The 11968-nt window shown below is 36.0% G+C and carries 12 protein-coding genes and 6 tRNA genes; 16 read left to right on the top strand and 2 right to left on the bottom strand.

Annotated elements, in window-relative coordinates:
- Positions 1–23: 23 nt before the first annotated feature.
- The 6 genes from rpoD (at position 24) to KQI49_RS06165 (ending at position 6060) form a co-directional block, all read left to right on the top strand.
- Positions 24–1148 carry an RNA polymerase sigma factor RpoD gene (gene rpoD / locus KQI49_RS06190; protein ID WP_216487500.1) on the top strand — a complete coding sequence of 375 codons (1125 nt, stop codon included), beginning with the start codon at positions 24–26 and terminating at the stop codon, positions 1146–1148.
- A gap of 347 nt (positions 1149–1495) precedes the next feature.
- Positions 1496–1864, top strand: a complete 369-nt coding sequence (gene cccA, locus KQI49_RS06185) for a cytochrome c550 (protein ID WP_216487499.1) — start codon at positions 1496–1498, stop codon at positions 1862–1864.
- An 81-nt stretch (positions 1865–1945) separates the two neighbouring features.
- Positions 1946–2659 (top strand): tRNA (adenine(22)-N(1))-methyltransferase, encoded by a 714-nt coding sequence (locus KQI49_RS06180; RefSeq protein WP_216487498.1) that lies wholly within the window; start codon positions 1946–1948, stop codon positions 2657–2659.
- Positions 2659–3774 (top strand): Nif3-like dinuclear metal center hexameric protein, encoded by a 1116-nt coding sequence (locus tag KQI49_RS06175; protein ID WP_216487497.1) that lies wholly within the window; start codon positions 2659–2661, stop codon positions 3772–3774. The genes KQI49_RS06180 and KQI49_RS06175 overlap by 1 nt, the downstream gene beginning before the upstream one ends.
- Before the next feature lie 39 nt (positions 3775–3813).
- Positions 3814–5133 carry a DEAD/DEAH box helicase gene (locus KQI49_RS06170; protein WP_216487496.1) on the top strand — a complete coding sequence of 440 codons (1320 nt, stop codon included), beginning with the start codon at positions 3814–3816 and terminating at the stop codon, positions 5131–5133.
- A 27-nt stretch (positions 5134–5160) separates the two neighbouring features.
- Positions 5161–6060 carry a deoxyribonuclease IV gene (locus KQI49_RS06165; protein WP_216487495.1) on the top strand — a complete coding sequence of 300 codons (900 nt, stop codon included), beginning with the start codon at positions 5161–5163 and terminating at the stop codon, positions 6058–6060.
- A gap of 28 nt (positions 6061–6088) precedes the next feature.
- On the opposite strand, the gene KQI49_RS06160 is transcribed toward KQI49_RS06165, so the two are convergent.
- Positions 6089–6373 (bottom strand): DUF2624 domain-containing protein, encoded by a 285-nt coding sequence (locus KQI49_RS06160; protein WP_216487494.1) that lies wholly within the window; start codon positions 6371–6373, stop codon positions 6089–6091.
- Positions 6374–6536: 163 nt separating this feature from the next.
- Here KQI49_RS06160 and KQI49_RS06155 point away from each other — a divergent pair, with 163 nt between their 5' ends.
- Positions 6537–6968, top strand: coding sequence for a DUF4190 domain-containing protein (locus KQI49_RS06155; protein WP_216487493.1), 432 nt, complete (start codon positions 6537–6539; stop codon positions 6966–6968).
- 47 nt (positions 6969–7015) lie between these two features.
- Here the strand turns inward: KQI49_RS06155 and KQI49_RS06150 are convergent, their stop codons facing one another.
- On the bottom strand, positions 7016–7339 hold the full coding sequence (locus tag KQI49_RS06150; RefSeq protein WP_216487492.1) for a hypothetical protein: 324 nt from the start codon (positions 7337–7339) through the stop codon (positions 7016–7018).
- A gap of 78 nt (positions 7340–7417) precedes the next feature.
- Here KQI49_RS06150 and KQI49_RS06145 point away from each other — a divergent pair, with 78 nt between their 5' ends.
- The 9 genes from KQI49_RS06145 to KQI49_RS06105 all read left to right on the top strand — a co-directional run bounded on the left by KQI49_RS06145 (position 7418) and on the right by KQI49_RS06105 (position 11793).
- Complete coding sequence (locus KQI49_RS06145) at positions 7418–8053, top strand: NfeD family protein (RefSeq protein ID WP_216487491.1); 636 nt, start codon at positions 7418–7420, stop codon at positions 8051–8053.
- Between the two features lie 168 nt (positions 8054–8221).
- Positions 8222–9847 carry a Na/Pi cotransporter family protein gene (locus KQI49_RS06140; protein ID WP_216487490.1) on the top strand — a complete coding sequence of 542 codons (1626 nt, stop codon included), beginning with the start codon at positions 8222–8224 and terminating at the stop codon, positions 9845–9847.
- A gap of 396 nt (positions 9848–10243) precedes the next feature.
- Positions 10244–10318: transfer RNA gene (locus tag KQI49_RS06135), tRNA-Asn, on the top strand.
- 3 nt (positions 10319–10321) lie between these two features.
- Positions 10322–10395: transfer RNA gene (locus KQI49_RS06130), tRNA-Met, on the top strand.
- A 22-nt stretch (positions 10396–10417) separates the two neighbouring features.
- Positions 10418–10493 (top strand) — tRNA-His (locus KQI49_RS06125).
- Between the two features lie 23 nt (positions 10494–10516).
- A tRNA-Ile gene (locus KQI49_RS06120) sits at positions 10517–10593 on the top strand.
- 8 nt (positions 10594–10601) lie between these two features.
- A tRNA-Ser gene (locus KQI49_RS06115) sits at positions 10602–10694 on the top strand.
- Positions 10695–10935: 241 nt separating this feature from the next.
- Positions 10936–11008, top strand: a tRNA-Phe gene (locus KQI49_RS06110).
- A 173-nt stretch (positions 11009–11181) separates the two neighbouring features.
- The gene (locus KQI49_RS06105) at positions 11182–11793 is read left to right on the top strand and encodes a superoxide dismutase (RefSeq protein WP_216487489.1); all 612 of its coding nucleotides are present in this window, start codon (positions 11182–11184) and stop codon (positions 11791–11793) included.
- Positions 11794–11968 lie beyond the last annotated feature (175 nt).

The following is an 11968-nucleotide window of genomic DNA, read 5'->3' as shown; positions in this document are numbered from 1 at the left end:
TGTAGCTGGAAGGAGGGGGACTCATGGCCGAAAATGAATTTTCACATACTAAGGAAAACGAACATGAATTGACCCTTGAACAAGCAAAAGAACAATTACTAGAGATGGGCAAGAAACGCGGTACCTTAGCCTATGAAGAAATCGCGGATCGATTGTCAAACTTTGAAATAGAATCGGATCAAATGGATGAATTTTATGAGTACCTAGGAGAACAGGGTGTTGAAGTAATAGGTGAATCAGAAGATGATCCAAAAATGAAAGAAATAGCTAAGGAAGAAGAATTTAATGTTGAAGAGGATCTAAGTGTTCCATTAGGCATTAAAATAAATGATCCTGTACGCATGTACCTTAAAGAAATAGGTAGGGTAGATCTGTTATCTGCTGAAGAAGAAGTTGAATTAGCAACTCGTATTGAAAAAGGTGAAGAACTTGCTAAAAGAAGACTTGCTGAAGCAAACTTACGACTAGTTGTAAGTATAGCAAAACGCTACGTTGGGCGTGGCATGTTGTTCTTAGACCTTATTCAAGAAGGAAATATGGGTCTAATGAAAGCAGTTGAAAAGTTTGATCATACAAAAGGGTTTAAATTCAGTACGTATGCTACATGGTGGATTAGACAAGCTATAACTCGTGCTATTGCTGACCAAGCAAGAACTATCCGTATCCCGGTTCATATGGTAGAGACCATTAATAAGTTGATACGCGTTCAACGTCAATTGCTTCAGGATCTTGGAAGAGATCCGACCCCGGAAGAGATTGGAAAAGAGATGGAGCTTTCTCCTGATAGGGTCCGTGAAATTCTTAAAATTGCACAGGAACCTGTGTCGCTTGAAACCCCAATAGGTGAGGAAGATGATTCACATTTAGGTGACTTTATTGAAGATCAGGAGGCCGTGTCACCGTCAAATCATGCATCCTATGAACTATTAAAAGAACAGTTGGAAGATGTACTTGATACGCTAACCGACCGAGAAGAAAATGTTTTACGTTTGCGTTTTGGATTAGATGATGGCCGTACTAGAACCTTGGAAGAGGTCGGTAAAGTATTCGGTGTTACTAGAGAAAGAATTCGTCAAATAGAAGCCAAGGCTTTAAGAAAACTCAGACATCCAAGCCGCAGCAAGCGATTAAAAGACTTCTTGGAATAAGGGGATAGGGTAACAACGGACATTTGTGCAAAGCAGAGTTAGAAATACTTTGCACATTTGTTCTTTTATTTTAGATACTGCTCTAATTGTAAAATGATGACTTTGTTAACGTTTTCATTACTTGTAATATATATTACTTAATTCCATACCAAATTGCAACCCACAAAACATAGCTTTAATTTTAATTTGATTAAGTTAGTAAATAAACGATTCAAATTGTGATGTTTTATGTAAATATAATTTTTTTATACTAATCTCTTTAAAATAAATGTTTTTTCAAGTAATATATATATAGCTTTGCGCAATTAATAATAAAGTATAAGGGATTACATAAGGAGGAAAACAGAATGAAGAACCCAGTCATTCCTTACGCACTAATTGCTGGACTAGGTATATTTGCAGTCATTTTAGTATCTGTTTTGGGAGTTAACCAACGAAATGACATCCAGCAAGCAGAAGAAGGTGAACCAACAGAAGAGGTTCAAGAAGGCGAAACATCAGATGATCCGGAAGCGTTATTTGAAAATAACTGTGCTTCTTGTCATGGTGATGATTTATCAGGTGGTATGGGACCAGACTTAACTCAAATCGGGAACAAACACTCAGCAGATGAAATTAAGGAAATTATCCTTCAAGGTCAAGGGGATATGCCTGCTATAGATGTGGAAGATGAACAAGCTGAAGCACTAGCTGATTGGTTATCTGAAAAACAGTAAGTTATTTTAAATAATAAACAATAGAAGCTTTCTGGCTTTAACAGAAAGCTTTTCTTTTATCTTAATCTTAAGGAGTATAGTATGAAAGAAGAAATCACAGTTCCTCGACGTTTAAAAACTTTATCCTTTTATCTATCACAGGGCGCAAAATTTGCAGATATCGGCTCAGACCATGCTCTACTGCCAATCTATACATGTTTAAATGATTCAAAAGCAATAGGAATTGCTGGAGAAGTAAACAAGGGACCATATGAACGAGCGAAAGATAATGTTAAACAGTACCAGTTAAGTCACGTGATAGATGTCCGACTTGGGAATGGGCTCGCAATCATCCAACCCAATGAAATCAGTGAGCTTGTTATTGCTGGAATGGGAGGCCCATTGATTACTTCAATTTTAGAAGAAGGTAAGGGAAAGTTAGCATCGATTAATAAACTAATACTCCAACCAAATATTCACGCGAGAAAGGTTAGATATTGGTTATTTCAAAATAACTTTCAAATCACTGAAGAAACGATTCTAAAAGAAAATGGTCACTTTTACGAAATTATTGTTGGTGAATTTAAATCTGATACGTCACTAAAAAATATGCCATATGAAAGACAGGAAAAAGACTTTATTTTCGGACCAATCTTGCTGCAAAATAAAACATCACTTTTTAAGCAAAAATGGAGTGAAGAAAAAGAAAATATAATAAAAATAATAAATCAAATGAAAAAAGCAACAGTAAAAGATGATTCCAAAATCATGCAGTTTGAAAAAGAATTAAATTGGATTGAGGAGGTATTATCTTAATGACAAAATCAGTAACTAATTCTGAACTATTTAAAATAATGGAAGAATGGGCCCCACAACATTTAGCGTATGATTGGGATAATATCGGCTTACAAATAGGCTCTTATTCTCAAAAAACGACAAAAGTTATGGTGACACTTGATGTAGTAGAAGACGTCGTAGATGAAGCAATCGAAAAAGATGTTGATTTGATTATTGCGCATCACCCTATGTTATTTAAACCTCTTAAACGAGTTAACATAGACACCCATCAAGGGAGAATAGTTAGAAAGTTATTAACTCATAATATTACTGTTTATGCGGCTCATACGAATTTAGATTCGGCTGTTGGGGGCGTGAACGATTTACTTGCTGAGCCACTAAATCTTCAGTCAACTAAAGTATTAGTCGATGTCTATCATGAAGATTTATTTAAGGTGGCTGTATTCGTTCCAGTCACACATATGGAGGCCGTTCTAGATGCACTTAACAAAGCTGGGGCTGGCAATATTGGAAAATATAGTCATTGTACCTTCCAAACACAGGGTCAGGGAACATTTAAACCGCTAGAAGAAACAAATCCATTTATCGGATCAAAAGGAGAATTAGAGAAGGTCGAAGAAGTAAAAATAGAAACCATTGTACCTCATACTATATTATCCAAGTCTGTACAAAAAATGATCAAGGCACATCCTTATGAAGAAGTTGCTTACGATATTTATCCTCTTAAAAATCAAGGAAACGGTTTTGGTTTAGGAAGAATTGGTGAATTGAAAGAAAAGGTTACTTTAAAATCTTTTGCCGAATATATCAAAAAAGCATACGATATTCCATCAGTTAGAGTAACAGGTGATTTAACGCAAGAAGTGAAAAAAATTGCCATTTTAGGTGGTAGCGGAGAGAAATATATTTCAACAGCGAAGAAAAAAGGTGCCGATGTATATATTACAGGAGATATGACATTTCATACTGCACAAGATGCTGAAAACATGGGACTCTCGGTCATTGACCCAGGACACCATGTTGAAAAAGTGATGACAGAGGGTACCCGAAATTATTTGAAAAAGAAATTAACTACACAGAATGTGGATGTTATAATTTCTGAGGTAGATACAGAACCTTTTAAATTTATTTAGTAAAACAGACCACAAGTATATAAAAGGAGTTCACAAAGTATGGAAAAGAATAACTTTAATCAACTTTCTTTACAACCGGTGATGTTAGATGTTGTCCATAAATTAAAATTTAAGCATCCGACTGACATTCAAAAAAAGGTTATTCCACAAATTTTAAATGGAAATAGTGTCATCGGCCAATCATTTACAGGGTCTGGAAAAACACATGCTTATTTGCTGCCACTCTTCAACGACCTTGACTCAAATAAACAAGAAGTTCAAGTTGTCATTACAGCTCCAACTCGTGAACTAGCCAGGCAAATATTTGATGAAGTGAAGAAGATCATCAATTATGCTGACAAAGAAGATGAATGGCGGGCGCAACTATTGATAGGAGGAACTGATAAACAAAGAGCAATTGAAAAATTGAACCAGCCTCCTCAAGTTATTGTTGGTACGCCAGGTAGGATTTTAGATCTCGTTGATGAACATGCTATTTCAATATACAATGCTAAGTCGTTTGTTATAGATGAGGCTGACCTCATGTTGGATATGGGCTTTATAGAAGACGTAGACAAACTGTTGGTTAGATCGAATCTAGGTATCCAACTTCTTGTATTTTCAGCGACCATCCCAAAACGATTGCAACACTTTTTCAAAAAGTATTTAAGGAATCCTAGCTATATTAAAATTGATGATTTAATCCCTGAGAATATGGAGCATCGTTTAATTGATTTAAGACACCGCGATGAAGTAACGGTGATAATGGAGTTATCAAAAGTGATTCAGCCTTATTTAGCTTTAATTTTTACAAACGGTAAAGAAAAGGCAAATGAACTGGCGAGTCAGTTGCAAAGTGAGGGAATAGAAGTTGGACTAATACATGGTGGTTTAACTCCTCGTGAACGTAAAAGAATGCTCAAAGACATTCAAAGCTTACGTTACCAATATGTGGTTGCAACAGATTTGGCATCTCGGGGGATTGATATAGAGGGTATTAGCCACGTCATCAATGCCCAATTACCAAAAGAAGAAAACTTTTATATTCATAGAGTAGGGCGGACAGCAAGAGCCGGGATGAAAGGAACAGCTATTAGTTTCTTTGACGAAGGTGATATTCCACTCATTAAAAAGTTGGAGGAAAAAGGAATCCCTTTTCTTTACTCAGATGTAAAAAACGGAGAATGGAAAGAAGTAAAACCTTGGGATGAGCGATCTGAGCGTTTAAAAAGGCAGACGTCAATGGATAAAGAGGCTTGGAAACGTGTTAAAAAACCTAAAAAAGTTAAGCCTGGCTATAAAAAGAAAATGAAGAAGCAACAAGAACAAATAAAAAAAGAATTAATACGAAGAAACAAACAAAAAAATCGTAAGAAATGATAACAGTCATATGGGAGAGTGGAAGCAATGTTAAAAATAGGATCACACGTATCAATGAGTGGAAAAAAGATGTTGCTTGGAGCAAGTGAAGAAGCAAAATCATATGGAGCTAATACTTTTATGATCTATACAGGGGCTCCCCAAAACACTAGGAGAAAACCCATTGAAGAATTAAATATCCCCGCTGGTAAGCAACATATGGAGGAAAATGGAATAAATATAAATGATATTGTTGTTCATGCACCCTACATTATCAATATTGCTAACACAACAAAACCTGCTACATTCGAACTTGGTGTCAATTTTTTACGTAACGAAATAGATCGAACTGCTGCGCTTGGAGCTACTCAAATCGTCTTACATCCAGGAGCTCATGTTGGCGCTGGAGCAGATAAAGGGATAGAGCGTATTATAGAAGGCTTGAATGAAGTATTAAATAAAAACGACGTTGTGCAGATTGCTTTAGAAACAATGGCAGGAAAAGGTACAGAAATAGGTAGATCTTTTGATGAAATTGCTAAAATAATCGATGGCGTCACACATAATGAGAGATTGTCTGTATGCTTAGATACTTGTCATATTCATGATGCAGGTTATGATATAGTAAATGATTTCGATGGTGTCTTAAATGATTTCGATAAAATCATCGGTGCTGAAAGAATAAAAGTGGTACATGTTAATGATAGTAAAAATGAAAGAGAAGCCCATAAAGATCGCCATGAGAACATCGGTTTTGGTTATATTGGATTCGACGCACTTCACTACGTTATTAACCATCCACAATTTAAAGACTTACCAAAAATTCTTGAAACACCTTATGTAGGTGAAGATAAGAAAAATAAAAAGCCACCTTATAAATATGAAATCGAAATGATTAAAAAGGGCGAGTTTACGTCCGATTTAAAGGAACAAATTATGAATCAATAAAAAAGCGAAGGATAACTCCTTCGCTTTTTTAATTAAAGAGAGAATCAAGTCCATATGAAGAAATGAGTTGAACAAATAAATCTTCTGCTTTATCAGCAGTCTCATTGGAGGTTATTTTAGCTAATTCTTGAAATGCTTTTTTTCTATCAGTCGAATTGAAGGGATCGATCGAATTATTTTTTAGAAAGTTAGTTATCTCAGCAGCTTCTCTCTTAGAGATTTTAAATCCGTATTGGTGACCATAATGTAAAATTTCTTCTGACGATAACTTCTTAAGTTTGTTGGTAATTAGTTCCTTTAAAAAAACAGACATGGGCAAACTCCTTTTTAAAATATTCCTTCAATACTATATGTAACTCCCTCTTGATAGTTGCAGCTTTATTTTAAACCCATAAAATAAAGCCAAAAAGTAACATTATAATATTAAAAGTTCGTCGCAAACTAAGCCTGTACCTCACTATAAAGGAGGTTAAAAAATGGATGAACAGGAAAAACAGCCTGATATAAACAACCAAAATAACACACAAAATGCCAATTCAAACACACAAGATGTAAGTCAACCACCAAAATTAAATGATAATTATGATTCACCTGGTACACTCGCTTCTTACAGCAGTCGAGACGAAGAAACAGCAGCAGAATTAAGTGCTCAAGACGTTAGCAAAAAGAAAACCACTGAAGATGATTCAGGTTTCGATATGCAAACAAATAGTGTTATTGGCTGGGCTGCGGTTGCTTTATCAGTTATATCGTTTTTCTGGTTACCCATACTATTCGGGGCTGCAGGGATTATTACGGGATTCATGGCTCGAAATAGACATGCAACCACTTTAGGTAATATTGCGATAGCAGCAGGTGCTGTAGCAATTATAGTGTCCTTGTTTGTTACACCGTTTATGGCAAGGTAGCTGTTCTTTAAATCCAAAACAAAGAGGCTGAGACATCAGCCTCTTTGTTAATTGTGTTTATACAAAGGGAAAAAATAGTATTTATTCGGTTTAAGATGGTATGGATCGACATGAGGATTAGCTTTTTTAAAGTCTGTCATCACTTTTTGTATGTTAATCTGTTCCTCATCAAACTGGTTAAATTTTTCAACAATAGATAATACTGTATCTCCTCGTTCTATCTTAACTTTAATTACATTAGTATTATTTTTAATTGTTTCACTGGCAGCATATTGTAAAGTGCTTGGAGTGCTAAGTTCTAAATCTTTATATATACTTGTAATCAGTAATAAAAACAATAAGATGAAACAACAATTTTTAATTGTTTTCATGGAAAAACTCCTTTTGTGAAACAAATCTCGCTTTGCTATCGTATAATTAATTAAAGTCGGTCAAGAGGGGGAAACAAAATGGATATTTTTTCACATGATTGGATTGGTTTTGTAATTACAGGATTTGCTACTTTATTTTTAATTGGTGAAATCTTAGTTAATATGCGAGGAATCTTTGCATTATTAGGGATTGGATTTATTACAGTTTATTTTTCAGTCTTTTTAGCTACTGATTCTCTTTTACTTATGCTTATTGTCTATTTCGTCGGATTATTACTCATAATCGTTGATGGAAAACTGGTGAACGATGGAACTTTAGCTACAATAGGATTGGCAAGCATGATCATTGCAGTCGCCTTACCTGCGCCTAATTTAACAGCAGGAGTCTATGGTGTATTAGGTGTTATTATTGGTGGTGCAGCATCCCTTTCATTTCTTAAGGTCTTTAAAAGAAGAAAAATGTGGGGGAAAATGACTTTAAAGGAAAGTTTAACTTCAGAAGCAGGTTATAATTCCTTAAGTGAAGAATACGGAAGCTTACTTGGTAAAGATGGAATAACCCTAACTGATTTTCGTCCAGTTGGAACTGTTCAAATTAAAAATAAGACTTATAGTGCTGTTACAAATGGCCAATGGATATCAAAAGATAGTGCTGTAAAAGTAATAGCTGTCGATGGAACAAAAATTTTAGTGGAAAAACAGAATAGCAATTAATCGCTATTAACGCAATTTTAGTTTTACTTTCAAACAGATAATTTTTTAAAAGGATTGATTGTAAACTTTATGTAAATTAATCTAAGTAACACTTTACAAAGGTACAATATTCGACAATAATGGTATAGGAATGTTTTATCAATTTATTTTGAAGGGACGGACTAGCCATTGGATATCGATCTGCAAACACTCCTATTTGATTTCTTTGGAGGCTTAGGTATTTTCCTTCTAGGAATCAAATTCATGGGAGATGGATTACAAAAATCAGCAGGAGACCGATTGAGAGATATATTAGATAAGTTTACAAGCAATCCCTTTTTAGGCGTCCTTGCCGGTATCGTAGTAACGGTCTTGATCCAGAGTAGTTCTGGAACTACTGTTCTAACTGTCGGGTTAGTTAGCGCTGGTTTTATGACGTTAAGACAAGCAATTGGTGTTATTATGGGTGCTAATGTGGGTACCACCGTTACAGCATTTATTATTGGTTTTGATCTTGCGGCTTATTCTTTGCCTATAATAGCAGTAGGCAGCTTCTTAATATTCTTTTTTAAAAACCAAAAAATCACCGCCTTAGGACAAGCAGTTTTTGGTTTTGGAGCACTCTTTTTCGGCTTGGAATTGATGAGTAGTGGAATGGCTCCGCTACGCAGTTTGGAAGCATTTCATGAATTAACTGTAAATATGAGTGATAATCCAATTTTAGGTGTTGTTATAGGAACAATTTTCACTTTTATTGTTCAAAGTTCAAGTGCTACAATTGGTATATTACAAGGATTATATGCTGAAGGAGCGATTAATTTACAGGCCGCTCTACCAGTACTTTTTGGTGATAATTTAGGTACCACTGTTACGGCCATCTTAGCATCACTAGGAGCATCTGTAGCGGCAAGGAGAGCCGCTTTTACACACGTAATATTTAACTTGGTAGGTGCAACCGTATTTCTGCTATTATTGGTTCCATTTACGTCGTATGTTTCTCTACTTCAAAGTTATTTGGGCTTAAACCCTGAAATGACATTGGCTTTCGCGCATGGAAGCTTCAACATTGCCAATACTGCCATTCAATTTCCATTCATAGGTGGACTGGCTTATATTGTGACTAAAATTATTCCAGGTGAAGATACAGTTATTGAATACACTCCAAAACATTTAGATCCTATTTTTATACAACAATCATCAGCAGTGGCCTTGTCGCAAGCTAAGGCAGAAATTATTCGCATGGGTGAATACGCAGCCCAAGGGCTTGAAGAAACGAGTTCTTACTTAACTACACAATCACAAAAGCATGCTGAAATGGCGCAACAGATCGAAGGAGCAATTAATAATTTAGATCGCCGCATTACAGATTATCTTGTTGAAATATCAAGTGGAACCATGTCAGAGTTAGAGAGTGCAAAACATACAGCTTTAATGGATTCAGTAAGGGATATCGAGCGAATAGGTGATCATTTTGAAAATATTATTGAACTTATAGATTATAAAATATCAAATAAGGTAGATTTAACGGATAAAGCTCAGGAAGATTTAAACAACATGTTTGATTTGACCATACTAACGGTGAAACAATCGATTGAAGCGCTGAATAATATGAGCCGCGAAGAAGCACTTGCAGTTATTCAAAAAGAGGACGAAATTGATAAAATGGAACGGATGTATAGAAAGAAACACATCATTCGTGTAAATGAAGGGCAATGTTCTGCTTCTGCCGGTATAGTTTTTGTTGATATAATTAGTAATTTAGAGCGAATAGGTGACCATGCCGTAAACATTGCAGAAGAAGTATTAGGAGACTAAAAAAACAGTTTCATCGGAGAGAAAAACCATTGTTATTTCTCTCCTTTTTACTTTTGTGAAGCTAGTAGTAGACTGTTAAAGTAATTCAGTTAAAAACTTATATATATTAATTGTTGAAATGTATAAATGAACATGCTATTATATAAATTGTTGTTTGCATGTTGCGTTATTTAATTAAAACTTTTTTTAAAAAAATGAAAAAAGTTGTTGACAGGAATTCAGATCCGTGGTAAATTATATTCTGTCGCCAATAAACGACAAACATTTTTACGGTAACAAATAAACGCTGCAAGTAAGAACGAGTGCAAATCAAACTTGAACTCGAATAACTGAAAAGATGTAGGCGTCACATGTACAAGCTTTATTCATTAACAAATAAGAAACACTAACAATCATTCCACAGTAGCTCAGTGGTAGAGCAATCGGCTGTTAACCGATCGGTCGTAGGTTCGAACCCTACCTGTGGAGCCAAATGGCGGCGTAGCTCAGCTGGCGAGAGCGTACGGTTCATACCCGTGAGGTCGTGGGTTCGATCCCCTCCGCCGCTATTATCTTTATTCGTCAAACATGGCGATCGTGGCGAAGCGGTTAACGCACCGGATTGTGGCTCCGGCACTCGTGGGTTCGATCCCCACCGGTCGCCCCATAAACATTATATATAACATAGATGGACCCTTAGCTCAGCTGGTTAGAGCTATCGGCTCATAACCGATCGGTCGCAGGTTCGAATCCTGCAGGGTCCACCATCTAATACGGAGGAATACCCAAGTCTGGTTGAAGGGGTCGGTCTTGAAAACCGAAAGGGGTGTCAAAGCCCGCGGGGGTTCGAATCCCTCTTCCTCCTCCATACATATTTTAATATCGAAAAAGAAATTAGGCGCCGCTCTTAAACATTAAAGAAACGATATAAGAAAATAACAACTTACATAATACGGCTCGGTAGCTCAGTCGGTAGAGCAACGAGCATGTACTTCCGCCGAATACGCTTCGAGTAACGCCGAAGCATGAAACATCCATGAGTAATCTGGGAGATGCAGGCGTCGGACTTAATTAGAAACTCTATAAGAAAATAACAACTTATATAATATGGCTCGGTAGCTCAGTCGGTAGAGCAAAGGACTGAAAATCCTTGTGTCGGCGGTTCGATTCCGTCCCGAGCCATCTCGAAATTCTAAAAACAAGTTTAAACTTGTTTTTTTTATTCAAAAGGGCAAGCTATCACGTTTGACAATGCATTTAATTTGCAACAATAATTTCACTTTGTTAATGTAGAAGGTGAAGGGTGAATTTTCAATCCTTTTAATATACTATAATTATTAGAGGAGGAATTATTTATGGCAAAATTTCAGTTACCAGAATTACCATACGCATATGATGCACTAGAACCTACAATTGACAAAGAAACTATGAACATTCACCATACAAAGCATCATAATACTTACGTTACAAATTTAAACGGTGCTTTAGAAGGACATTCTGATCTTCAGGAGAAATCTCTGGAAGATTTAGTTAGCAATCTTGACGCTGTACCAGAAGACATTCGTACCGCTGTTCGTAACAACGGTGGAGGCCATGCTAATCATAGTTTATTCTGGAAAGTTTTATCACCAAATGGTGGTGGAGAACCTTCAGGAGAATTAGCTGACAAACTTAATGGCAAGTTTGGTACATTTGAGAAGTTTAAAGAAGAATTTGAAACGGCTGCCAAAACTCGTTTCGGTTCTGGATGGGCTTGGCTCGTATTAAATAATGGCGAATTGGAAGTTATGAGTACACCTAACCAGGACTCTCCATTAATGGAAGGTAAAACTCCATTACTTGGACTAGATGTTTGGGAGCACGCTTATTACTTAAAATACCAAAACAAACGTCCTGAATACGTTTCTGCATTCTGGAATGTTGTTAATTGGGATGAAGTCACAAAGCGTTACGACGAAGCAAAATAAACAAAATTATTTTAGAGTACAAAGTAGACTTTAACTTTGTACTCTTTTTTTGCGTTAAAACTATAAAAGTCATCAATAGCATCTCGTTAATGATTCGCTTCTACATCGTCTTATTTTTACATAACTGTATATACCCTGGTGAATTGCTCACACTAAAATAGAGAAGAAAAGGAGC

The organism is Virgibacillus sp. MSJ-26 (assembly GCF_018918075.1).
Taxonomy (GTDB): Bacteria; Bacillota; Bacilli; order Bacillales; family Amphibacillaceae; genus MSJ-26.
Note: the sequence above shows the minus strand (reverse complement) of the source record. Positions and strands in the feature narration are given on the sequence as shown.